Origin of the sequence: Streptomyces sp. NBC_01571 (assembly GCF_026339875.1) — a bacterium.
Classification (GTDB): Bacteria; Actinomycetota; Actinomycetes; order Streptomycetales; family Streptomycetaceae; genus Streptomyces.
Genome location: NZ_JAPEPZ010000001.1, coordinates 708318 through 730563, shown reverse-complemented (window position 1 = coordinate 730563; position 22246 = coordinate 708318). Strand labels below are relative to the sequence as shown.

20 protein-coding genes and 1 pseudogene are annotated in these 22246 nt (G+C 71.0%); 13 read left to right on the top strand and 8 right to left on the bottom strand.

Features of this window, described 5'->3' with window-relative positions; genetic code table 11:
* Positions 1-208: 208 nt before the first annotated feature.
* Positions 209-1651 (bottom strand): argininosuccinate synthase, encoded by a 1443-nt coding sequence (argG, locus tag OHB41_RS03280; RefSeq protein ID WP_266696421.1) that lies wholly within the window; start codon positions 1649-1651, stop codon positions 209-211.
* 208 nt (positions 1652-1859) lie between these two features.
* Between argG and OHB41_RS03275 the strand changes: the two genes are divergently transcribed.
* From OHB41_RS03275 to OHB41_RS03250, 6 genes are all read left to right on the top strand, one after another.
* A complete protein-coding gene (locus OHB41_RS03275) occupies positions 1860-2507 on the top strand; it encodes an HD domain-containing protein (protein WP_266696420.1) in 648 nt (215 codons plus the stop codon).
* Entirely contained in the window at positions 2495-3511 is a 1017-nt protein-coding gene (locus tag OHB41_RS03270; RefSeq protein WP_266696419.1) for a GlxA family transcriptional regulator, read from the top strand. Before OHB41_RS03275 ends, OHB41_RS03270 begins: the two co-directional genes overlap by 13 nt.
* A gap of 207 nt (positions 3512-3718) precedes the next feature.
* The gene (locus tag OHB41_RS03265; RefSeq protein ID WP_266696418.1) at positions 3719-4129 is read left to right on the top strand and encodes an ester cyclase; all 411 of its coding nucleotides are present in this window, start codon (positions 3719-3721) and stop codon (positions 4127-4129) included.
* A 149-nt stretch (positions 4130-4278) separates the two neighbouring features.
* Complete coding sequence (locus OHB41_RS03260; protein WP_266696417.1) at positions 4279-5988, top strand: SpoIIE family protein phosphatase; 1710 nt, start codon at positions 4279-4281, stop codon at positions 5986-5988.
* 278 nt (positions 5989-6266) lie between these two features.
* Entirely contained in the window at positions 6267-7031 is a 765-nt protein-coding gene (locus tag OHB41_RS03255) for a carbonic anhydrase (RefSeq protein ID WP_266696416.1), read from the top strand.
* Between the two features lie 403 nt (positions 7032-7434).
* Positions 7435-7638: a cold-shock protein gene (locus OHB41_RS03250; RefSeq protein ID WP_148009846.1), complete on the top strand. Its 204-nt coding sequence runs from the start codon at positions 7435-7437 to the stop codon at positions 7636-7638.
* Positions 7639-8179: 541 nt separating this feature from the next.
* Here the strand turns inward: OHB41_RS03250 and OHB41_RS03245 are convergent.
* Complete coding sequence (locus OHB41_RS03245) at positions 8180-8674, bottom strand: PaaI family thioesterase (protein ID WP_266696415.1); 495 nt, start codon at positions 8672-8674, stop codon at positions 8180-8182.
* 91 nt (positions 8675-8765) lie between these two features.
* On the opposite strand from OHB41_RS03245, the gene OHB41_RS03240 reads away from it, so the two are divergent.
* A complete protein-coding gene (locus tag OHB41_RS03240; protein WP_266696414.1) occupies positions 8766-9230 on the top strand; it encodes a winged helix-turn-helix transcriptional regulator in 465 nt (154 codons plus the stop codon).
* A gap of 206 nt (positions 9231-9436) precedes the next feature.
* On the opposite strand, the gene OHB41_RS03235 is transcribed toward OHB41_RS03240, so the two are convergent.
* Both OHB41_RS03235 and OHB41_RS03230 read right to left on the bottom strand, forming a co-directional pair.
* Positions 9437-9862: an ATP-binding protein gene (locus OHB41_RS03235; protein WP_266696413.1), complete on the bottom strand. Its 426-nt coding sequence runs from the start codon at positions 9860-9862 to the stop codon at positions 9437-9439.
* Between the two features lie 255 nt (positions 9863-10117).
* Complete coding sequence (locus OHB41_RS03230; RefSeq protein ID WP_168526039.1) at positions 10118-10297, bottom strand: DUF6480 family protein; 180 nt, start codon at positions 10295-10297, stop codon at positions 10118-10120.
* Positions 10298-10462: 165 nt separating this feature from the next.
* On the opposite strand from OHB41_RS03230, the gene OHB41_RS03225 reads away from it, so the two are divergent.
* Genes OHB41_RS03225 through OHB41_RS03215 form a run of 3 tightly spaced genes read left to right on the top strand, consistent with a single transcriptional unit; the run spans position 10463 to position 12934 of the window.
* Positions 10463-10909, top strand: a complete 447-nt coding sequence (locus OHB41_RS03225) for a MarR family winged helix-turn-helix transcriptional regulator (RefSeq protein WP_266696412.1) — start codon at positions 10463-10465, stop codon at positions 10907-10909.
* Complete coding sequence (locus tag OHB41_RS03220) at positions 10902-12332, top strand: MFS transporter (protein WP_266696411.1); 1431 nt, start codon at positions 10902-10904, stop codon at positions 12330-12332. The genes OHB41_RS03225 and OHB41_RS03220 overlap by 8 nt, the downstream gene beginning before the upstream one ends.
* A 44-nt stretch (positions 12333-12376) precedes the next feature.
* Positions 12377-12934: a cysteine hydrolase family protein gene (locus tag OHB41_RS03215; RefSeq protein WP_266696410.1), complete on the top strand. Its 558-nt coding sequence runs from the start codon at positions 12377-12379 to the stop codon at positions 12932-12934.
* A gap of 85 nt (positions 12935-13019) precedes the next feature.
* Here the strand turns inward: OHB41_RS03215 and OHB41_RS03210 are convergent.
* The 4 genes and pseudogenes from OHB41_RS03210 to OHB41_RS03195 form a co-directional block, all read right to left on the bottom strand.
* Positions 13020-13226: pseudogene (locus OHB41_RS03210) on the bottom strand (hypothetical protein); the annotation flags it as partial.
* Between the two features lie 2 nt (positions 13227-13228).
* Positions 13229-14215: a methylmalonyl Co-A mutase-associated GTPase MeaB gene (gene meaB / locus OHB41_RS03205; protein WP_266696409.1), complete on the bottom strand. Its 987-nt coding sequence runs from the start codon at positions 14213-14215 to the stop codon at positions 13229-13231.
* Between the two features lie 5 nt (positions 14216-14220).
* Positions 14221-16392, bottom strand: a complete 2172-nt coding sequence (gene scpA / locus OHB41_RS03200) for a methylmalonyl-CoA mutase (RefSeq protein ID WP_266696408.1) — start codon at positions 16390-16392, stop codon at positions 14221-14223.
* Complete coding sequence (locus OHB41_RS03195) at positions 16392-18206, bottom strand: methylmalonyl-CoA mutase subunit beta (protein ID WP_266696407.1); 1815 nt, start codon at positions 18204-18206, stop codon at positions 16392-16394. Before OHB41_RS03195 ends, scpA begins: the two co-directional genes overlap by 1 nt.
* Positions 18207-18676: 470 nt before the next feature.
* Here OHB41_RS03195 and OHB41_RS03190 point away from each other — a divergent pair, with 470 nt between their 5' ends.
* The 3 genes from OHB41_RS03190 (at position 18677) to OHB41_RS03180 (ending at position 22126) form a co-directional block, all read left to right on the top strand.
* Positions 18677-18991 carry a DUF6400 family protein gene (locus OHB41_RS03190; protein WP_266696406.1) on the top strand — a complete coding sequence of 105 codons (315 nt, stop codon included), beginning with the start codon at positions 18677-18679 and terminating at the stop codon, positions 18989-18991.
* Positions 18978-19235 carry a hypothetical protein gene (locus tag OHB41_RS03185; RefSeq protein ID WP_266696405.1) on the top strand — a complete coding sequence of 86 codons (258 nt, stop codon included), beginning with the start codon at positions 18978-18980 and terminating at the stop codon, positions 19233-19235. The genes OHB41_RS03190 and OHB41_RS03185 overlap by 14 nt, the downstream gene beginning before the upstream one ends.
* Positions 19236-19738: 503 nt before the next feature.
* Entirely contained in the window at positions 19739-22126 is a 2388-nt protein-coding gene (locus OHB41_RS03180) for an ATP-binding cassette domain-containing protein (protein ID WP_266696404.1), read from the top strand.
* Positions 22127-22246: the final 120 nt, after the last annotated feature.

Genomic DNA, 22246 nt, shown 5'->3' with positions numbered 1-22246 from the left:
AATCTGTGAACAGAGTGAGTCGTCATCGCCGGGATCGTAGCGTTCCCTGTCGGCGATGCGCCAGGAGTTTTCGATCGGAGCGCCAACCCGCCCGGTGCGCCGCGCCGTTGTGCCGTCCCGCTGTAATCGTCGGGAGGGGCGGGCCCGGCCCGTCCCTCCCGACGCGCGGCGTCCCAGGGGGTGCTGACGCCGCGTTCGACCAGCCGGGTCAGTCGGTGCCGAACTCCATCGCGGCCCGGTCCAGCATCTCTTCGTCCTCGGAGACCTCGCCACGGGAGGCGATGGCCTCGGCGCCGCCTTCCGGCATGGTGCCGATCAGTCCGGTGGCGGCCGCCTGCGCGGCACCGATGGCGGGCGAGGTGCCGATCAGGCCGAGCCCGGCGTACTGCTCCAGTTTGGCGCGCGAGTCGGCGATGTCGAGGTTGCGCATGGTGAGCTGGCCGATCCGGTCCACGGGACCGAAGGCCGAGTCCTCGGTGCGCTCCATGGACAGCTTGTCCGGGTGGTAGCTGAACGCGGGGCCCGTGGTGTCGAGGATCGAGTAGTCCTCGCCACGCCGCAGCCGCAGGGTCACCTCGCCGGTGACGGCCGCGCCGACCCAGCGCTGCAGCGACTCACGCACCATCAGTGCCTGCGGGTCCAGCCAGCGGCCCTCGTACATCAGCCGGCCGAGGCGCCGCCCCTCGTTGTGGTACTGGGCGACGGTGTCCTCGTTGTGGATCGCGTTGACCAGGCGCTCGTACGCGGCGTGCAGCAGGGCCATGCCGGGTGCCTCGTAGATGCCGCGGCTCTTGGCCTCGATGATCCGGTTCTCGATCTGGTCCGACATGCCCATGCCGTGCCGGCCGCCGATCGCGTTGGCCGCCATCACCAGGTCGACGGCGGAGGCGAACTTCTCGCCGTTGATCGTCACCGGGCGGCCCTGGTCGAAACCGATCGTGACGTCCTCGGCGGCGATCTCGACCGAGGGGTCCCAGAACCGGACGCCCATGATCGGCTCCACGCTCTCCACGCCCGTGTCGAGGTGTTCCAGCGTCTTGGCCTCGTGGGTGGCACCCCAGATGTTGGCGTCGGTGGAGTACGCCTTCTCCGTGCTGTCGCGGTAGGGCAGGTTGTGGGCGAGGAGCCACTCCGACATTTCCTTGCGGCCGCCGAGCTCGGTCACGAAGTCCGCGTCCAGCCAGGGCTTGTAGATCCGCAGGTGCGGGTTGGCGAGCAGGCCGTACCGGTAGAAACGCTCGATGTCGTTGCCCTTGAACGTCGAGCCGTCGCCCCAGATCTGTACGTCGTCCTCGAGCATGGCCCGGACCAGCAGGGTGCCGGTGACGGCACGTCCGAGCGGGGTGGTGTTGAAGTAGGCGCGGCCGCCCGAGCGGATGTGGAACGCCCCGCAGGTGAGCGCCGCCAGGCCCTCCTCGACCAGTGCCGCGCGGCAGTCGACCAGGCGCGCGATCTCGGCACCGTAGGTCTTCGCGCGGCCGGGCACCGAGGCGATGTCGGGTTCGTCGTACTGGCCGATGTCGGCGGTGTAGGTGCACGGGATCGCTCCCTTGTCGCGCATCCACGCGACCGCGACCGAGGTGTCGAGACCGCCCGAGAAGGCGATGCCGACGCGCTCGTCGGCGGGAAGGGAGGTGAGGACCTTAGACATAGAAAGAGTATGCATTGAAACGCATGATCATGCAAAGTCCCCGGATCGGATCGTCCGTGGTGTCCCGGACGCCGGTGTCCGGATCTGTGGGGCATATGGCTCCAGCGCCATGGCGGCTCCCGCGATCCGAGCGGAACCTTGAGGAGGAACGAGGAACACGGAAGATCCCCGGCCCGGACCGGTGGACGGCAAAAAGGAGGCGGATGTGATGTCGAGTCGTACAGACACAGCGGCAGGGGTGACGGTGCCCGACACGCGCTTGGCGCGCGAAGCCACCGAGCTGGTGCGCGACACCTCGACCGAGCTCCTCTTCCACCACTCGCGCCGGGTGTTCTGGTTCGGCAGCCTGCAGGGGCGCAACCGGGACCTGAGCTTCGATCCCGAGCTGCTGTACATCGGGGCCATGTTCCACGACCTCGGACTCGGCGAGCGCTTCCACCACAGCGGCCGCCGGTTCGAGGTGGACAGCGCCGACGAGGCCCGGCGGTTCCTGCGCACGCACGACGTGCCCGAGGACAGCATCCGCAGGGTCTGGACGGCCATCGCCCTGCACACCACCCCGGGCGTACCGCAGTTCATGGAACCCGAGGTCGCCCTGGTGACCGCGGGGGTCGAGTACGACGTGCTCGGTATCGGCTACGCCGACGTCTCCGACGAGGACCGCGCGGCGATCACCGCCCTGCATCCCCGGCCCGACTTCAAGCGCCGCATCCTCGACTCCTTCACCCAAGGCGTCCGGAACAAGCCGGAGACCACCTTCGGCAACGTCAAGGCCGACGTCCTCGCCCACTACGTCCCCGGGTTCGAGCGCGGAGACTTCGTCAGCACCATCCTGGACTCTCCATGGCCCGAGTGAGTGCCGATCCCCGCACGGGCGGCCCGAGTTCGCCTCACACGGTGGCGGTGCTCGCCTTCGACGGAGTGCAGCTGCTCGATGTCGCCGGTCCCGCCGAGGTGTTCACCACCGCGAACGAGGACGGTGCCGACTACGACGTACACATCGTGTCGGAGACCGGGGCGGGCATCCGTACCTCCTCCGGGGTGCGGCTCAGCGCCGACACGTCGGCAGCCGAACTGCCCGAGCGGCTCGGGACCCTCGTGGTGCCCGGCCGCCCGGACTGGCGGCGGGCGGTCGACGACCGTGAACTGGTGGACCTGGTCACGGAGCTCTCCACGCGTTCGTCCCGCACGGCGTCCGTCTGCGCGGGCGCCTTTCTGCTGGCCGAGGCCGGGATCCTGGAGGGCCGCCGCGCCGCGACGCACTGGCGGCTCGCGGGCGAACTCGCCGCGCGCTACCCCCGCGTGCGCGTCGAGGCCGATCCCGTGTTCGTCCAGGACGGCCCTGTCCTGACCTCGGCGGGCGTCACGACCGGCATCGATCTGGCGCTCGCGCTCGTCGAGGCGGATCACGGGGCGGACCTGGCACGCGCCGTCGCCCAGCAACTCGTGGTCTTCATGGCCCGGCCGGCCGGTCAGTCCCAGTTCAGTGCCCGGATGACCCCCCGCGGCTCCGGACACCCCGTGCTGCGCGGGGTCATGGACGCCATCGTGGCCGACCCGGCGGAGGCCCACCACATGGACGCGCTCGCGCTGCAGGCGGGCGTCAGCACCCGGCACTTGAGCCGGCTCTTCCGCACGGAGGTCGGCATGACACCTGGACGGTACGTGGAGTTGGTGCGCGTCGAGGCCGCGCGGGCGCTCCTCACGAGCGGCAACGATTCGGTGGACGCCGTCGCCGAACGGTCCGGCTTCGGCTCCGCCGAATCCATGCGACGCAGCTTCCAGCACATCATCGGCATCGCACCCACGGTCTACCGGGCCCGTTTCCGGAGCACGGCGGCGCAGGGCACTCGGGGGTGAGCCGGATGCCGCCGGGCCGCTCGGCGGCGTCGCCCGGCTCGGTGTCCTCCACGTCCGTGCCGCCGGACGCGCGAGGGGGTCGTCGCCGCCGGTTCCAGCAGGCCACCCCAGTCCGCCAGACCTATCGTGGAGGGGAGGAACATGCGACCGCACACCCCGCGAGTGTGTGCGCCCGAGACCGACCACCCCGACCTCAGGGAGCGCGTCATGTCGCGCAGCAGCAACTTCGCCGTCCTGGAGAACTTCGGATCAGCGGTGAACAGTGACCACCTCGGCGAGCTCGACGAATACGTCGCACCCGGCTCGGTGGACCACGACCCGGCGCCGGGCCAGGTTCCGGGACCCGAGGGCTATGAGGAGATGTTCGCCACGATGAGACGGGCCTTCCCCGATCTGCACGTCGAGGTCGAGCACGTCATGGCCACCGACGACGAGATCGCCTTCGCGTACACGATCACGGGCACACATCTCGGTGAACTGATGGGGCACAGCGCGACCGGCAGGACGGTGAGTTACCGGGGCATGCAGATCAGCCGGTTCGCCGACGGGAAAATGGTCGAGCGCTGGGGCAGCAGCGATGAGCTCGGCATGCTGCGCCAGCTCGGTCTCACCCCTTGATCACCGCAGGCCCTCCATGAGCGCGGCTGCCTCAGGAACGCGTACACGGCGCCGAGTTCGGCTTCACGACCCCCGCGTCACGGTGACCACGGCAGACGCTGGTCCGGCACCGTCGGGGCAGTGACCGGTCCGCTCACCGGGAGAATGCCATGACCACCGACGAGGGAGCCGCCGACGACCGCCGCGACGGACTGTGGGGCACGCCCGTCGAGACGGAGGGCATGGCAGCGGCGGTCATCGACGCGGACGGGGCCGTCGCGGGCTGGACTCTGGGCGCCCAACGACTCCTGGGCTACGCGGCCGAGGAGGTGATCGGCCGGCCGTTCGCGGACTTGCTGGCGCCCACGGGCTCGGCTCAGCTGCGGCACCGCCGCGGGCACCGGCTGGAGGTGGAACTGCGCATCTCCCGACTGGCCGCACGGGACGGCGCGCCCCGGTGGCTGGCCGCGTTCGACGCTCATCCCGACGCCCGCCGACGGCTCGCGAGCGAGCGCCTCGCCCTGCTGAGCGAGGCCAGCACCCGGATCGGCACCACTCTCGACGTCATGCAGACCGGGCAGGAACTGGCCGACTTCGCCGTCCCGCGGTTGGCCGACTACGTCACCGTGGACCTGGCGGAGTCCGTACCCCTCGGCGAGGAGCCCCTCGCGCGGCTGGGAAGGGACGCCGGACGCATCCCCGTCTTCCGCCGGGCGGGGCTGGCGTCGATCCACGAAGGCAACCCGGAGGCGTTGTGGGGCCGCGGCGAGCCCGTCTTCGTCCCGCCGGCCTCGCCGTTCACCCAGGTACTGACCACGGGGAAGTCCTACATCGAGCCGCTGCTGCGGAAATCCCTGGCCACCTGGCTGCAGTGCGACCCGCAGCGCTCCCGGGTCATCCGTATGACCGACATGCACACCGTGATGATGGTGCCGATCCAGGCGAGGGGCGTCGCACTGGGTATCGCCGTCTTCGTGCGGACGGACAATCCCGCCCCGTTCGAGCAGGACGATCTGGTCCTCGCGGAGGAACTCGTCGACCGTGCCGCGCTGAGCCTCGACAACGCCCATCGTTACACCCGCGAACACACCGCGGCCCTGGCCCTGCAGCGCAACCTCCTCCCGGCCCGCCTGTCCGGCGGGCCCGCCCTGGAGGTGAGCTCGCGCTATGTCCCCGCCGACCTGGACCACGGCGTGGGGGGCGACTGGTACGACGTGATAGCGCTGCCCCGCGACCGGGTCGCCCTGGTCGTCGGCGACGTGGTCGGGCACGGCATCCAGGCGGCGGCCGCGATGGGCAGGCTCCGCACCGCGCTGCGCACGCTCGCGGACATGGATCTGCCGCCCGTCGAGCTTCTGACGAGCCTGGACCGCACGGTCGGCCGCCTGACGCAGGAGGACGCGGACTCCCCGGGCGCCACCGTCTCCGGCGTGGGCGCGACCTGTCTGTACGTCGTCTACGACCCGGCCGGACGGCACGTCGACATCGCCGGAGCCGGACACCTTCCACCCATCATGGTCAGCCCCGCCGGCACGGCGACCGTCACGGAGATTCCCGCCGGAGTCCCGATCGGCCTGGGTCTGGGGCATTTCGAATCCGTCCGGATCGAGATCCCCGACGGCAGTCTGATCGCCCTGTACACCGATGGACTGGTCGAATTCCCCACCGAGGACATCGAGTTCGGGATACGTCGCCTCGCCGCCGCGCTGTCCCACCCGAGGCTGCCCCTGGAGGAACTGGGCGAAAGGGCCTTCGCCGCCCGCCGCACCCCCTCGCCGTCCGACGACACGACCTTGCTGCTGGCCCGGACAGGTCCCGTCGGCGCGCACCGCCACCCTGGTGACCCGGCCGTGCCGGGCGGCGGATCGCCCGGCCGGTGACCGCGGCCCGGGCGGAAACCGGCGTTCGCCGGTCGATGCCAGGCGCACAGCTGGGCGAACAGCCGGGTGGTGCCGGCGCGGCAGTGAGGTGCCGTTCCGTGCGAGGCGCGGCGTCGGCAGGGGGTGCCCAGGCCGCGGTCCGACCCGGATGTGTGGGCCGTTGGTGGCAATGCGGTCCGTGCCCGCTTGCGCCTGCCGCCGGGATACTGGCGCCGCGCTGAACAATCGCCCTGGTCAAGACGCGGAGACGTGTCCGAGTGGCGGCGAGGGGAAAGACGATGGACAGAACCGGACGTCCGGAACGCCCGGCACGCAGAGTGCTTCTCGCCGGCGGATTCGCGGTGGCGGCGGCCGCGGTCGCCGGCTGCTCCTCCGCCACGGAGGCCGTGGTGTCGGCGCCCGGGACCTCGCCGGCGACCGGCACTTCGCCCGCGGCACGGCCGACGACGCCCGCCGCGGCCTTCGCGCGACTCATGGACGGGAACAGGCGCTGGGTGAGCGGAGAGCTCGAGCACCCCGACCGGGATCCCGACCGGCGGGAACTCGTCGCCCAGGAGCAGGTGCCCTTCGGCTCGGTCCTCTCGTGCATCGACTCCCGGGTGCCGCCCGAACTGCTCTTCGACACCGGACTGGGCGACCTCTACGTGATGCGCACGGGAGGGGAGGCGATCGGCCCGGTCGTCACCGGTTCGGTCGAATACGGGCCCATGACGAGCGGCACTCCGCTCATCGTGGTCCTCGGACATCAGCGGTGCGGAGCGGTCGAGGCGGCGTACAAGTCGATTCGCGACAGCAAACCACTGCCCGGCAATCTGCAGGCGATCGTCGAGGCCCTGCGTCCGGCGTACGACCGGGCGGCCCGGGAAGGCGGGTCCGACCCGGTCGAGACCATGGCCCGCGCCCAGGTGAAGCTGACCGCGGACGACCTGGGCTCCAACAAGGACCTCGCGCCGCTCGTGAAGAAGGGCACCCTCGCCGTGGTCGGCGCCTACTACTCGCTCGACACCGGCAAAGTGGAAGTCCTGACCGGCGCGCCCTCCTGAACCACTCGGGCCGCGGTCGCCTTGCCATGGAGTCGCCGGGGGGCGAGCGCGCGGGGATTCCGAGCGGCTCGCTCACCCGGCCGGGGGTGCGAAGAGGTGGCGGACGCCCGTGCCGCCCGTCGTGGAGGCGCGTGCCGCCCATCGTTCGGCCGTCACCCCCTGGTGTGAAACGGCCCGAACTGCGGGCCTTTGCCACGCCCGGGCCGGGGCGGCTCCATCTCCTGATGGCCGTTGCTCTCTGGTGGTACGCGGATTCGCCGTGTAGCGTCGCTCGCAGATGTCGTGGTTCGCAGTACCTGCCCGCGCTCCGGTGCGGGCTTTTTGCTGTGCAGTGCCTGAGGACCAGGGCGATCACCTCCGGATTCGCGCGGTGCGGATCCGAAATCGACTGAGAGGCATTGACATGGCCACCGGAACCGTGAAGTGGTTCAACTCGGAAAAGGGCTTCGGCTTCATCGCGCAGGACGGCGGCGGCCCCGACGTCTTCGCGCACTACTCGAACATCAACTCGAGTGGTTTCCGTGAGCTCCAGGAAGGCCAGGCCGTCACGTTCGACGTGACCCAGGGCCAGAAGGGCCCCCAGGCCGAGAACATCACCCCCGCCTGACCTACGGCAGGGCGGCATGCCCGTGCCTGCGGAGCGCAGACTCCGCGGGCACGGGCGGTCCCGGTCCCGGAGGCAGGTTCAGGGGCGACACGGCTGGTCCAGGGGCGCGACACGCGCCCAGGCCGCCTACGGCCCCCGACCCGCCGCTTCCGGACCGATTTCCGGGCCGCGGTGAGTCGACTCCCTCACCGAGGGGAGAGCGACTTCCTGGCCGCGGCGAACGGTATCCGGGTCGCGGTGACTTCCTGGCCGCGGCGAACGGTATCCGGGTCGCGGTGACTTCCCGGCACGGCGAACCGGCCTCCGAGCAGCCGTGAACGACTCGCGCTGTGATCGCGTGGCCCGCGGCCAACCTGGGCCACGGCGCCCGCCGGTCCCGGCCAGAGCGCCCTCCGGTGCAGGCCAGAGCGAGTCCCGCACCCCGAGCGGACCGGGGGAGCCGGGCGGCGATGCCGAGACAGCTCGCGAGGACCTCAGGACGACGCCTTCGCCGCTTCCGGAGGCCTTCCAGCGAAGACGGCCCCGACGCGCCGTACGCGGTTCAGGCCGCCGGCGCCGGGAACAGCAGACAGCTGCTGGTGGCGTGGGCGAGCAGCCGGTCGGTGGAGTCGTACAGCTCGGCCTGGGCCAGCGCGGTGCGGCGGCCGCCGTTCAGGACGGTGCCCACGGCGCGGACCTTGCCGGTGTCCACCGTGATCGGGCGCAGGAACTTCACGGTCAGGTCGAGCGAGGTGTAGGCCATGCCCTGCGGAAGCGTCGTCTGGACGGCGCACCCCGCCGCGGAGTCGAGCAGGGTCGCGTAGATCCCGCCGTGGACGCTTCCGATGGGGTTGTAGTGCTCCTCGCCGGGCTCCAGCGAGAACACCGCGTGCCCGTGATCGACCTCTTCGAGCACCAACCCGAGCGTGGCGCCGAGGGGAGGGCTGGGCAGCCGCCCGGCGATCATCGCGCGCAGGAAGTCGAGCCCGCTGGTCCGTCCGACCTCTGAGGCCGAGACCGAGGGGTCTTCCCACTCGTACGTACGTGACCGGCCCATGTCCGCGCTCCTCATCTGACTGCGTAAATCGAAGCTAGCCGGGGCCGCAGCTGACTGTCAATGGCGAAGCCAGCGCGCCTATGATGCGGGTATGGACTGGCTCGAAGTGAGCACGGAGAACTGCACGGTCCAGCGCACGCTCGACCTGGTGGGCGAGAAGTGGACGCTGCTGATCCTGCGCGACGCCTTCAACGGCGTCCGCCGATTCGACGACTTCCGCCGTCATGTGGGGCTCTCGGAGGCGGTGTTGGCCGGCCGGCTCCGCAAGCTGGTGGCGTCCGGGATCCTGCGGACCGAGCCGTACCGGGAAGCGGGCAGCCGTACGCGGCACGAATACCGCCTGACCCGCAAGGGCCGGGACCTGTGGCCCGTCCTGGTGGCGCTCAGACAGTGGGGCGAGGCGTACGTCGCGGATCCGGAGGGCCCGGTTCTCGACATCCGGCACAGTGAGTGCGCGGCACCGGTGCGGGTCGTGGTGGAGTGCGCCGACGAACACGTCGCGCTCACCCCGGCGGAGGTCACGGTCCTGCCCGGCCCGAGCGCGCGACCTCGCTGACCGAGGTCGGGTGGCGGGCACGACCGGGGTCCGCCCGTGCCGACGACGCGTCACGCGCGAGCGGAGCCCCCCTGTCATCGGGGGGGGCAGGTCGTCCTGGTGCCGATGACGACCTCGAAGGAACTGCGGCCGTCCTTCACGTCCCTGACGACGATGAGGCAGCGGGCGACGCCGCCGCGGCCGGTGTCGGCCTTCCTCCACGGGATTCAGGTGGCCCTCCCGGCATCGCAGGCGAGATCGGCCCAGACCGTGTGCCCCTGTGGCGTCGGTTCGTCGCCCCAGCGACAGGAGAGCGCGTCGACGAGGCACAGGCCCCTGCCGTTCTCGTCCATCGTGCAAGCGGGGTGTCCCCAACGGTACCGCGTGACACCGCAGTTGAGGGTGTGGCCCGCATCGGCGACCTCGATGTGCACGGTGGGGCCGTCATGGCGCGTACGTCGAAGGGTCACGGAGACCCGGACGGGCGGTGCTCCGTGGCGCAGGGCGTTGGACAGCAGTTCGCTGAGTACCAGCGCGGCGTCGTCGGCGAGCCCTTCGACGTGCCACTGACTGAGACGGCTGCGCACGTTCCGGCGTGCGGCGCTCGTGCCGAGGGTCGGGTCGCAGACGAAACCATCGGGTTCAGATGTCATGATGCGCATCCCTTGTTGGCCTCCAGCGGTTGTTCGCGCCAAGGGAGGAGCGGATGCCTCAGGGAGTGGCGTCGCACAGGTGCGGTCGAGCCACGCGAAGGTGGCCACACCCGAGGCCGGCCCGGGCGAGGGGAGTGAGGAGCGGAGCGGAAGTGAGGACGCCGCGTGCCCCACGCGTCGGACACGCGGACTCCCGGGACCTGGAGCGCCCGCACCGCACGGAGCGCGCTCCACGCGGGGCGGGTCCCGGTGGCCTCAGTAGCCGATGATGCGAGCGGCGAAATAGGCCGCCACGATGATCGCCCCGATGACAATCAGTCCGAGCCACCACAGGGGGTGCTCCCAGATCCCGCCGTCCGGCCGTTCCTGATGTGCCTCGGCGATCGAACCCTCGACCGGAGGGGTTTCGCCCGGTGGCACCAATGGCTGTGACATGTTCCCACTCTCCACCTCCAGGGACGCCGCCGCATCTCAGAAGGACGCGGCCCGGAGGCGCGAACGGCCCGGCCCGAACTGCCCCGCGGAGTTGAGCCCCTCAAGCAGCCTGAGCTGTACAGCTGAAACTGTACAACTCAAGCTGCGGGTTCTACTGTGGAACGCATGAAGGAGACCCCGCGCCCCACGCCCTCGGCGGTTCAGGCCTCGCGACAGGTCCGAACGGTCATCAGCCGCCTGCGGCGCCGCATCCTGAACGCCGCCGAAGCCGAGGACATCACCTTCGGGCAGGCGTCCGTACTCACTCACCTGTCCGGCAAGCCGGGCGTCACGGCCAGCGAGCTCGCCGCGGCCGAGGGGGTGCGCCACCAGTCGATGACCACGACGATCGCGTCGCTGACCGCCCTGGGACTGGTGGAACGGCACCCCGACCCCGACGACCGGCGCCGTCTGCTGATCGCGCTGACCGAGGAAGGGCACAGGCGGGTGGAGGAGGGGCGCCAGGTCCGGCAGGAATGGCTTGCCGGTCAACTCCAGGAGAAGTGCACGGAAGAGGAACGACGGACCGTGATGGCCGCCATGACGGTGCTGGAGCGCCTCACCCATGAGTGAACCGAGGACAGAGGCGCGGAGCACGGCGGCGACGGCGGGCTTCGACCGGCGGCTGCTGCCGCCGATGATGCTGGGCTCCGTCCTCAACCCGGTCAACTCGACGATCATCGCCGTCTCGCTCGTACCCATCGGCGACGCGCTGGGCGCACCGCCCTCCCAGACCGCGTGGCTGGTCTCCGCCCTCTACCTGGCCACCGCTCTCGGGCAGCCCGTCGTCGGCCGGCTCATCGACGTCTTCGGGCCGCGCAGGCTCTTCCTCCTCAGCACGAGTCTCGTCGGGGTCGCCGGCGTCGTCGGCACCCTCGCGCCGAACCTGGGCGTGCTGATCGCCTCCCGGGTCCTGCTCGGCTTCGGCACCTGCGCCGGGTATCCCGCCGCGATGGCGCTGCTGCGCAGCGAGGCCACGCGCACCGGGCGGGACAGCCCCGGCGGGGTGCTGACCGCGCTCGCGGTCACCAACCAGACCATCGCCGTGATCGGCCCGCTGCTGGGCGGCCTCCTGATCGGTCTGGGCGGCTGGCGCGCCACCTTCGCGCTGAACGTGCCGCTGGCCGCCGCGGCCGTGCTGCTGGGGCTGCTCCGGCTGCCCAAGGAGACCGGTACGGGGGAGTCCCCGCAGCGCGGGCGCCTCGCGGCCCGGCTCGACCTGCCCGGCATGGCACTGTTCGCCGTCACGCTCATCTCGCTGCTGCTGTTCCTGATGAACCTGCACCTGCGCGACTGGTACCTGCTGGTGACCGCCGTCGCCGCGAGCGCCGTGTTCGTGGCCCGGGAGCTACGGGCCCCCACCCCCTTCATCGACCTGCGGGTGCTGGGCGGCAACACACCCCTGCTGGCCACCTACGGGCGCGCGCTGGTCGCCTACGTCGTCTCCTACGCCTTCCTCTATGGGTTCACCCAGTGGACGGAGGAGGGCTTCGGGCTCTCGCCCTTCCATGCCGGGCTGGCGCAGATCCCCATGTTCCTGGTGGCCATCGGTGTCTCGATCGTCTCCGGACGGCGCAAGGGCGTGCGCGGCAAGCTGCTCGTCGGCGGGCTGGGGCAGGTCGTCGCGTGTGTGGTGATGCTTACACTCACCGGGGACAGCCCCGTGTGGGCGCTGGTTCTCGTCGCCCTGGTCTTCGGCGTCCCGCAGGGCCTGAACAGCCTGGCCCTGCAGAACTCCGTCTACTTCCAGGCCGATCCCGAGCGGACCGCCTCCTCGGCCGGCCTGCTGCGCACCTTCGCCTACGTCGGATCGATGGTCGCCTCCTCCACGACGGCCGCCTCCTTCGGGCGGCGCGCGGACACCGGCGGCATGCACCACCTCGCCTGGGTCATGCTCGGCGCGGGCGTGCTCTACCTCCTCCTGACCGCCTTCGACCGCACGCTCGGCCGCGCGACGGCCGGGGACACCTCGGCCGAAGTGCCGCGGACGTCGTAGTCCACACGTTGACTCCCACCACACCTGAACGAGAGCGCAGACCCATGCCCCGCACCGCCCTCCTCCTGATGGATCTCCAGCTCAACCACGTCGCCCACACACCCGACGACTACCTGCCGCACGCCGTACGGGCACTCGGCACCGCGCGCGCCGCGGGCGTCCCCGTCATCCACGTGGCACTGCGACTGCGTCCCGGTCACCTGGACGCCCACCCCCGCAACAAGATCTTCGGCTCCCTTCCGTCGCACCTCTTCACCGCGGACGACCCCGGTGCCGCCATCCATCCCGATGTCGCCCCCGCGGAGGGCGAGATCGTCGTCCACAAGAACCGCGTGAGCGCCTTCGCGGGCAACAATCTCCAGCAGATCCTGGCCGTCCAGGAGATCGACCATCTCGTCCTGGCCGGCATCGCCACGGGCGGCATCGTCCTGTCCACGGCCCTGCAGGCAGCCGACCTCGACTACAAGGTCACGGTCCTGTCCGACGCCTGCGCCGACCCCGACACCGCACTGCACCACACGCTCGTGAACGACGTCCTCAGCCGGCGCGGCGAGGTCACCACCGTCGAGGAGTGGGCCGACAGCCTCAACGCGGGTTCGTGAACGGGCTGGTGATCCCGGCGAGCGTCCTGCGGGAACGGCGGACGGCCGGGGCGGACCGAGATGGTTTGCCCCGGCCACACCGGTGTCAGGAAACCGTCGGCGCCAGGTCGCCGCGGACTTCGCGGGCCGCCGTCACCAGGTTCTCCAACGCGGCCCGCACCTCCGGCCAGGCGCGGGTCTTCAGGCCGCAGTCGGGGTTGACCCACAGCCGTTCGGCGGCCCGGGTGGGCACCGTGTCCGCCCGACGGACACGGTGCCGGTTCCCGCCATGGACGGCCGGAGTGTCGCGACGAGTCAGTCGGCCACGCCGCCGAACACGCCCAGGATGCGTTCCGCCGCCAGTGTGGCCGTCAACTCCCCGTCCCGGACCTGTTGTTCGAGGGCGGGTGTGAGGGCCCGTACCGCCGGATCCGCGTGCAGCCGGCCGAGGAGCTCGTCGCGGACCATCGTCCAGGTCCAGTCGACCTGCTGGTCGCGGCGCTTGGCGGCGAGGCGGCCCGTCGAGTCGAGCAGGACGCGGTGCTGTTCGAGGCGTTCCCAGACGGTGTCAAGGCCGGTCGACTCGCGGGCGCTGCAACTCAGCACGGGGGGAGTCCAGGCCGCGTCCACCGGGTGCATCAGACGCAGGGCGCCCGCCAACTCCCGTGCCGCGGAACGCGCGTCGCGCTCGTGCGGGCCGTCCGCCTTGTTGACGGTGATCACGTCCGCGAGCTCCAGGACCCCCTTCTTGATGCCCTGCAACTGATCGCCGGTGCGGGCCAGCGTGAGCAGCAGGAAGGAGTCGACCATGTTCGCCACCGCGGTCTCCGACTGGCCGACGCCCACCGTCTCCACCAGGATCACGTCGTAGCCCGCCGCCTCCATCACCACCATCGACTCCCGTGTCGCCTTCGCCACGCCGCCGAGGGTGCCGGCGGTGGGGGAGGGGCGTACGAAAGCGGCGGGGTCCACCGCCAGGCGCTCCATCCGGGTCTTGTCACCCAGGATCGAGCCGCCCGTACGGGTCGACGAGGGGTCGACGGCGAGCACCGCGACCCGGTGCCCGAGCGAGGTGAGCATCGTGCCGAGCGCGTCGATGAAGGTCGACTTGCCCACACCCGGCACCCCGGTGATGCCGATGCGCCGGGCGTTGCCGCCGTGCGGCAGCAACTGGGTCAGCAGGGCCTGCGCCAGGGACCGGTGGTCGGCCCGGGTCGACTCGACGAGGGTGATGGCCCGTGCGATGTACGCACGCTTCCCGTCGAGTACGCCCTTCACATAGGAGTCGAGGTCGATCGCCATGGGCCTCAGCCGTGTCCGAGACCGGTGGCCAGCCGTTCCACCAGGTCGTACGCCGCGTCCGGGATCACCGTTCCGGGTGGGAAGACGGCCGCCGCGCCCATCTCCAGCAGCGTCGGCACGTCCTGCGGCGGAATCACCCCGCCCACCACGATCATGATGTCCTCGCGCCCCTCCTCGGCCAGTTGCTCCCGCAGCGCCGGGACCAGGGTGAGGTGCCCGGCGGCCAGCGAGGACACCCCGACGATGTGCACGTCGGCCTCGACGGCCTGCCGTGCCACCTCGGCCGGGGTCTGGAACAGCGGGCCGACGTCCACGTCGAAGCCGAGGTCGGCGAAGGCGGTGGCGATGACCTTCTGCCCGCGGTCGTGGCCGTCCTGGCCCATCTTGGCCACCAGGATGCGCGGCCGGCGGCCCTCGGACTCCTCGAAGGCGTCCACCCGGGTGCGGGTGCGCTCCACGGACGGCGACTCGCCTGCTTCGTTGCGGTACACACCCGAGATCGTACGGATCTGGCTCGCGTGCCGCCCGTACACCTTCTCCAGAGCGTCGGAGATCTCACCGACGGTGGCCTTGGCGCGGGCCGCGTTCACCGCCAGCTCCAGCAGGTTGCCGGTGCCCCCGGCGGCCGCCGTCAGCGCGCGCAGCGAGTCCTGGCACGCGGACTCGTCGCGCTCCGCGCGCAGCCGCCGCAGCTTCTCGATCTGCTGAGTCCGTACGGAGGAGTTGTCGACCTTGAGGACGTCGATCTGTTCGTCGCTGTCGACCCGGTACTTGTTGACGCCGATGACCGGCTGACGGCCCGAGTCGATCCGGGCCTGGGTGCGGGCCGCGGCCTCCTCCACACGCAGCTTCGGGATGCCCGCGTCGATGGCCTGCGCCATGCCGCCCGCCGCCTCGACCTCCTCGATGTGCTGCCAGGCCCGGCGCGCCAGGTCGTACGTCAGCTTCTCCACGTACGCGCTGCCGCCCCACGGGTCGATCACCCGCGTCGTGCCCGACTCCTGCTGGATCAGCAGCTGGGTGTTACGGGCGATGCGCGCCGAGAAGTCGGTGGGCAGGGCGAGCGCCTCGTCGAGGGCGTTGGTGTGCAGCGACTGCGTGTGGCCCTGGGTGGCGGCCATCGCCTCCACACACGTACGCGTCACGTTGTTGAACACGTCCTGCGCGGTGAGGGACCACCCCGAAGTCTGTGAATGCGTGCGCAGGGACAGGGACTTGGCGTTCTGCGGGTCGAACTGCCTGACCAGCCTGGCCCACAGCAGCCGGGCGGCCCGCATCTTGGCGATCTCCATGAAGAAGTTCATGCCGATCGCCCAGAAGAACGAGAGGCGGGGAGCGAACGCGTCCACGTCCAGCCCGGCCTCCTGCCCGGCCCGCAGGTACTCCACGCCGTCCGCGAGCGTGTAGGCCAGCTCCAGGTCGGCCGTCGCGCCCGCCTCCTGGATGTGGTAGCCGGAGATGGAGATGGAGTTGTAGCGCGGCATCCGCTGGGAGGTGTAGGCGAAGATGTCGGAGATGATCCGCATCGACGGCTTCGGCGGATAGATGTAGGTGTTGCGGACCATGAACTCCTTGAGGATGTCGTTCTGGATGGTCCCGGCCAGCTTCTCGGGCGGGACACCCTGCTCCTCGGCGGCCACGATGTACAGCGCGAGCACGGGCAGCACCGCGCCGTTCATCGTCATCGACACCGTCATCCTGTCCAGCGGGATGCCGTCGAAGAGCTGACGCATGTCGTAGATCGAGTCGATGGCGACGCCCGCCATACCGACGTCACCGGTCACCCGGGGGTGGTCGCTGTCGTAGCCGCGGTGGGTCGGCAGGTCGAAGGCGACGGACAGGCCCTTCTGACCGGCCGCCAGATTGCGCCGGTAGAACGCGTTGGACTCCTCGGCGGTGGAGAAGCCCGCGTACTGGCGGATCGTCCAGGGCTGGTTGACGTACATCGTCGGGTACGGGCCGCGCAGATACGGCGCGATGCCCGGGTAGGTGCCCAGGAAGTCCAGGCCCTCCAGGTCGCGGCCGGTGTACAACGGCTTGACCGCGATGGCCTCGGGCGTCTCCCAGAGCAGGTCGTCACCTCCGGCCGCGCCCTTGACGGCGGCGCGCCATTCGTCGGAGCCGCCCTCGGCGGTGGGCGTCCCCAGTTCGATCCCGGAGAAGTCGGGGATTCCCATCAGGACACTCCCATGCGGTCGAGGGTGGTGGAGAGTACGTCCACGGCGTCGCAGCCCGCGAACACGTACGCGTCGACATCGGTGTACTGCCCGGGGCGCCCGGCGAGGAACACATGCCGTGCGCCCGCCGACCTGAGCACCTCGGCCGCCGCTTCGGCCTGCTCCTCGTACAGCGCGTCGCTGGAGCACAGGCAGACCTCGGTGGCACCGGCGGCGCGGAACGCCTCGGCGGTGGGCTCTCCGGTGACCGGCTCGATGCCGCCCGCCTGGAAGAGGTTGGACGCGAAGGTCGCCCGAGCGGTGTGGGCGGCGGCGGGGCCCAGGGTTGCCAGGAAGATCCGCGGCCGGCTGCCGGTGGCCGCGAGATGGGCGTCGGAGCGGGCGCGCAACGTCTCGTACGCCTCGTCGCGCCGCACTCGGGGGAGGCCGCCGGACGGCGGCGCGGGCGCGGGTGCGCGTTCGACGAGCCGCTCCGCGAGGTGCGGGAACTCGCTGACACCGGTGACGGGTTCGCGCCGCTTGGCGAGCTTCGCGCTGCGCGCGGCCCAGGTCTTCGCCAGGTCCTCGCCGACCCGGCCCGAGCGCAGAGCGGCCGCCTGGCCGCCCGACCGCTCGATCTGCTGGAAGAACTCCCAGCCCGCGTGGGCCAGTTCGTCGGTGAGCCGCTCCACGTACCAGGACCCGCCCGCCGGGTCGATCACCCGGGCCAGATGCGACTCCTCGACCAGGATCGTCGAGGTGTTGCGGGCGATGCGCCGGGCGAACGCGTCCGGCACGCCGAGCGCGTCGTCGAAGGGGAGCACGGTGACCGCGTCGGCGCCGCCGACTCCGGCGGCCAGCGTGGCGACCGTCGTGCGCAGCAGGTTCACCCACGGGTCGCGGCGCGACATCATCACCGGTGAGGTCACGGCGTGCTGGAGCTGCGCTCCGGGCGCCCCGCAGACCTCGGCGACGCGAGCCCAGAGCCTGCGTGCGGCCCGTAGCTTGGCGATGGTCAGGAACTGGTCGGCGGTGGCCGCGTAGCGGAACTCCAGCTGGCCGGAGGCGAGTTCGACGGGTACCCCCGCCGCGGTCAGCTCCCGCAGATAGGCGACGCCGGTGGCGAGTGAGCAGCCCAGTTCCTGCGCGGCGGAGCCACCGGCCTCGTGGTACGGCAGCGCGTCCACGGTGAGCGCCCGCAGTCCCGGGTACTCCGCGGCGCACCGCCGTGCGAGTTCGGCCACCGGCGCGAAGCCGGACACCTTCCCCGTACGGGCCTCGTGGCCCAACGGGTCGGCACCGAGATTGCCGCGCACGTCTCCGGCCGCGACACCACGCTTCTCGTACAGCGCCAGCAACTCCTGTGCCGCGGACTCGGTTTCGGGCCCCGCGTCCAGGACGACGGGCGCCAGATCGAGGTAGACGCCGTCCAGCACACGCGGGAGCGACGACACCGGAACGCCGCTCTCACCGACGAGCAGCCAGAGCGAGGTGACGCCGTTCTCCAGATCCGCGAGCACCGCGCCGTCCGAGACCGCCCCGTGCCGCTGGCGTACGTCCCAGCCGCCGACGGTGTTCCCCTCGGCACGGCCTCCGCGTACGAAGGGAGCGAAGCCGGGGAAGCCGGGATCGGGCGCGGAGTCGAGCGCGGTGTAGAGGGGACGCGTCGTGAGCCCGTCCTCCACCGTGGTGGACAGGGCGTCTTCGGCCGCTGAGCCCGAGACTTCCTTCCCCGACTTGCGCAGTACGCCTGCCACGAGGCGCTGCCACTGCTCATGAGTCGCTTCAGGAAACTCGGCGGCCAGCGAAAACTCGTCGTCAGGCAGGACCGTCATGCTCGGATGCTAGGGCAGACCCACAAACGGGCAGCAGAGGGCGCGGCTGTGACCTAGCACTCTTCTCATATCTTTTGGTCGTTCGGCCGGTTCCCTGTCACGAGAGCACGTCCGCGTCGGACAATGCCGGTTGCCGCGGGACCGGGAGGGTGCCGGTACGGCACGGAGCGCCCCAGGTGCACGGTCCCGCCCGTCCCGGAACCGGAAGAGGTCGCGTGGCGCGGCTTTCTGACGGCTGCTCAGCGTTCCGGCCCTGTCGTCGATGGCAGGCAGCGGCGGTGTGCGGAGCAGCCTGACCTCAGCCCCTGGCGGCGCGGGGAGCCGATCGGCCGTCGGCGTCGCGGGCGCCGCGAGGCGTCGGCGGGCCCGTCGCCGTGGGTGACGAGGAGTACCGCCGGCGTCGCTGACCTGCTGTGACTTCCCCCACCCCCTCTTGCCGTAGGAAGAAAGGCAACCCTAAGTTCAGTGTCATGGCTTCACATAACCCCCCGCATCCGCACGGCCCGGACGAGGCCGCCGGCCGGCCCACGCCCGAAGCCGGACGATCGCAGAACCCCGAGCTGGTGGACTTCGCCGTCGACCTCACCTCGCAGGAGGTGCTCCGGCAGGCCCACGTCCTGGACGCGCTCGGCTCCGACTGGAGCCCGGTGGAGGCGCTGCACGGTGAGGAGGCGGCGTACGACCTCCTGTACTCCGGTCTCGACGACGAGCAGCAACGGGCGTACGACGAACTCGTCGCCGCCGGTGTGCTGCCCCGGCGAGGCGACGGCCATGCTGCCGCTTGACCCGCAGGCGGACCTCGGGCGCCGCGCCTGGGTGGCCTGCCCGAACTGCGACGACAGCCGCGGATGCGAGCCGTGCGAGCAGCGGCGCACGTGCTCCGAGCACTGGCGCTACCTGCTCACCAACACCGGCAGCCTGCTCCACCTGCAGTGCCCGTCGTGCACGCATGTCTGGGTGCACGAGAGCGGCTTCGGCGCCACCCGGTCCCTGTGGGACCGCATCACCGGCGGCGGTCCGCAGAGCTGACCGCCGCACCCGGTGACCGGTCGTCCGGCCGGCCTCCGCACGGTCCGTCCGCGGGTCCGCCGGGCGGCGCGTCCGTCTCACGCGCTGCCGCGTCCACCCTGCCGTCGCGACACCTCGCCCGCCGCGCACCGGCCGGTCGCCGGTCGCCCGGGGAGACAGGCCGGCCCGGGACGCCGTGGCGCTCGTACGTGTTCCGCACCGGCGGCACCGGCCCCTCGGCCCCGTGCGGCCGGATCGATCAGGAATCGAGAAGCCAGGACCTTTGAGCCGCGGCTAGCGTGACGGTCCTGGACGGCACCCCTCGCGCGGGCTTCCTCCCGGACGACGCATCGGCCGAGGGCGGCCCGGACACCACGAAAAAACGGCACTCCGTGCGGCCGGGATCCGGGGCCCACGGGCCGGAGCGGGACCGATCCAGACGTAGTGCTCGAAGGTGATTAGATCGAGCCGGGCGACGCCGCCCGGGACCGTGAGCGCGGCCCCGCGCAACAGATGGAGACACGATGAGCAAGGTCACGAGGACGGGCACGCAGTCGCCTGCGCCGCACGGTGCCGACAGCCACGACCTGATCCGCGTGCTCGGCGCGCGCGTGAACAACCTCAAGGACGTCAGCGTCGAGATCCCGAAGCGGCGCCTGACCGTGTTCACCGGTGTCTCCGGCTCGGGCAAGAGCTCCCTGGTGTTCGGCACCATCGCCGCGGAGTCGCAGCGCCTGATCAACGAGACCTACAGCTCCTTCGTCCAGGGCTTCATGCCCACGCTGGCGCGGCCCGAGGTCGACGTACTCGAAGGCCTGACCACCGCGATCATCGTGGACCAGCAGCGCATGGGCGCCGACCCCCGCTCCACGGTCGGCACCGCCACCGACGCCAACGCCATGCTGCGCATCCTCTTCAGCCGGCTCGGGCAGCCGCACATCGGCTCGCCGGGAGCGTTCGCCTTCAACGTGCCCTCGGTCAGGGCGAGCGGGGCGATCACGGTCGAGCGGGGTGCCAAGAAGGCGGTGAAGGCGACCTTCAACCGCCTCGGCGGCATGTGCCCCCGCTGCGAGGGCCGGGGCACGGTCACCGACATCGACCTGTCCCAGCTGTACGACGACAGCAAGTCCCTCGACGAGGGTGCCCTCACGATCCCCGGCTACAGCATGGACGGCTGGTACGGCCGCATCTTCAAGGGCTGCGGCTTCTTCGACCCGGACAAGCCGATCCGCAAGTACACCAAGAAGGAGCTCCACGACCTCCTCCACAAGGAGCCGACCAAGATCAAGGTCGACGGCGTCAACCTGACGTACGAGGGACTGATCCCGAAGATCCAGAAGTCGATGCTGTCCAAGGACGTCGACGCCCTGCAACCGCACGTCCGCGCGTTCGTGGAGCGCGCGATGACGTTCACCGTCTGTCCCGAGTGCGACGGCACCCGGCTGAGCGAGGCGGCCCGCTCGTCGAAGATCGCCGGGATCAGCATCGCCGACGCCTGCGCGATGCAGATCAGCGACCTGGCCGAGTGGGTACGAGGAGTGGACGAACCGTCGGTCGCGCCGCTGCTGGCCGCGCTGGGACACACCCTCGACTCGTTCGCCGAGATCGGCCTCGGCTACCTGTCGCTCGACCGTCCCTCGGGCACCCTGTCCGGCGGCGAGGCGCAGCGCGTCAAGATGATCCGCCACCTCGGCTCCTCGCTCACCGACGTCACCTACGTCTTCGACGAGCCCACCACAGGGCTGCATCCGCATGACATCCAGCGCATGAACGGCCTGCTGCTGCGCCTGCGGGACAAGGGCAACACGGTGCTCGTCGTGGAGCACAAGCCGGAGGTGATCGCGATCGCCGACCACGTCGTGGACCTCGGTCCCGGCGCCGGTACGGCGGGCGGCACCCTGTGCTTCGAGGGCACCGTCGAGGGCCTGCGGACGGGCGGCACCATCACCGGCCGCCATTTCGACGACCGGGCCCAGGTCAAGGAGACGGTGCGCAAGCCCACCGGGACGCTGGAGATCCGCGGCGCGACGACGCACAACCTGCGGGACGTCGACGTCGACATCCCGCTCGGCGTGCTCGCCGTCGTCACGGGCGTCGCGGGCTCCGGCAAGAGCTCGCTCGTGCACGGATCGATCCCCGACGGTGAGGGCGTGGTGTCGGTCGACCAGGGCGCGATCCGCGGCTCGCGACGGAGCAACCCGGCGACGTACACCGGACTGCTCGACCCGATCCGCAAGGCGTTCGCCAAGGCCAACGGCGTGAAGCCGGCCCTGTTCAGCGCCAACTCCGAGGGCGCCTGCCCCACCTGCAACGGAGCCGGCGTCATCTACACCGACCTGGCGATGATGGCCGGCGTCACCTCCACCTGCGAGGAGTGCGAGGGCAAGCGGTTCGACGCGTCGGTGCTGGAGTACCACCTCGGTGGCCGCGACATCAGCGCGGTCCTCGCGATGTCGGTGACCGAGGCCCAGGAGTTCTTCGGCGCCGGCGAGGCGAGCACACCGGCCGCGCACCGCGTCCTCGGGCGCCTCGCCGACGTGGGGCTCGGCTATCTCAGCCTCGGCCAGCCCCTCACCACCCTGTCCGGCGGTGAACGGCAGCGGCTCAAGCTGGCCACGCACATGGCCGACAAGGGCGGTGTGTACGTCCTCGACGAGCCGACCGCCGGCCTTCACCTCGCCGACGTCGAGCAGTTGCTCGGCCTGCTCGACCGACTCGTCGACTCCGGCAAGTCGGTCATCGTCGTCGAGCACCACCAGGCGGTCATGGCGCACGCCGACTGGATCATCGACCTCGGTCCCGGCGCCGGTCACGACGGCGGCCGAATCGTCTTCGAGGGCACCCCCGCCGATCTGGTCGCCGCCCGTTCCACGCTCACGGGCGAGCACCTCGCGAACTACGTCGGCAGCTGACCGAGGCCCAGGATGCGCGACCTGCCGCCCCCGCCGGGCGAGCTGTCTCCGCCGATCCGGTTCGTCCCACGCGGCTGATCCGGCTCGTCCCGTACGGCTGATCCGGCTTGTCTCACACGG

Bases quoted from the DNA above. Each gene is read 5' to 3' on its own strand.
- argG (WP_266696421.1), bottom strand. From the start codon at position 1,651: ATGTCTAAGGTCCTCACCTCCCTTCCCGCCGACGAGCGCGTCGGCATC.
- OHB41_RS03275 (WP_266696420.1), top strand. From the start codon at position 1,860: ATGTCGAGTCGTACAGACACAGCGGCAGGGGTGACGGTGCCCGACACG.
- OHB41_RS03270 (WP_266696419.1), top strand. From the start codon at position 2,495: ATGGCCCGAGTGAGTGCCGATCCCCGCACGGGCGGCCCGAGTTCGCCT.
- OHB41_RS03265 (WP_266696418.1), top strand. From the start codon at position 3,719: ATGTCGCGCAGCAGCAACTTCGCCGTCCTGGAGAACTTCGGATCAGCG.
- OHB41_RS03260 (WP_266696417.1), top strand. From the start codon at position 4,279: ATGACCACCGACGAGGGAGCCGCCGACGACCGCCGCGACGGACTGTGG.
- OHB41_RS03255 (WP_266696416.1), top strand. From the start codon at position 6,267: ATGGACAGAACCGGACGTCCGGAACGCCCGGCACGCAGAGTGCTTCTC.
- OHB41_RS03250 (WP_148009846.1), top strand. From the start codon at position 7,435: ATGGCCACCGGAACCGTGAAGTGGTTCAACTCGGAAAAGGGCTTCGGC.
- OHB41_RS03245 (WP_266696415.1), bottom strand. From the start codon at position 8,674: ATGGGCCGGTCACGTACGTACGAGTGGGAAGACCCCTCGGTCTCGGCC.
- OHB41_RS03240 (WP_266696414.1), top strand. From the start codon at position 8,766: ATGGACTGGCTCGAAGTGAGCACGGAGAACTGCACGGTCCAGCGCACG.
- OHB41_RS03235 (WP_266696413.1), bottom strand. From the start codon at position 9,862: ATGACATCTGAACCCGATGGTTTCGTCTGCGACCCGACCCTCGGCACG.
- OHB41_RS03230 (WP_168526039.1), bottom strand. From the start codon at position 10,297: ATGTCACAGCCATTGGTGCCACCGGGCGAAACCCCTCCGGTCGAGGGT.
- OHB41_RS03225 (WP_266696412.1), top strand. From the start codon at position 10,463: ATGAAGGAGACCCCGCGCCCCACGCCCTCGGCGGTTCAGGCCTCGCGA.
- OHB41_RS03220 (WP_266696411.1), top strand. From the start codon at position 10,902: ATGAGTGAACCGAGGACAGAGGCGCGGAGCACGGCGGCGACGGCGGGC.
- OHB41_RS03215 (WP_266696410.1), top strand. From the start codon at position 12,377: ATGCCCCGCACCGCCCTCCTCCTGATGGATCTCCAGCTCAACCACGTC.
- meaB (WP_266696409.1), bottom strand. From the start codon at position 14,215: ATGGCGATCGACCTCGACTCCTATGTGAAGGGCGTACTCGACGGGAAG.
- scpA (WP_266696408.1), bottom strand. From the start codon at position 16,392: ATGGGAATCCCCGACTTCTCCGGGATCGAACTGGGGACGCCCACCGCC.
- OHB41_RS03195 (WP_266696407.1), bottom strand. From the start codon at position 18,206: ATGACGGTCCTGCCTGACGACGAGTTTTCGCTGGCCGCCGAGTTTCCT.
- OHB41_RS03190 (WP_266696406.1), top strand. From the start codon at position 18,677: ATGGCTTCACATAACCCCCCGCATCCGCACGGCCCGGACGAGGCCGCC.
- OHB41_RS03185 (WP_266696405.1), top strand. From the start codon at position 18,978: ATGCTGCCGCTTGACCCGCAGGCGGACCTCGGGCGCCGCGCCTGGGTG.
- OHB41_RS03180 (WP_266696404.1), top strand. From the start codon at position 19,739: ATGAGCAAGGTCACGAGGACGGGCACGCAGTCGCCTGCGCCGCACGGT.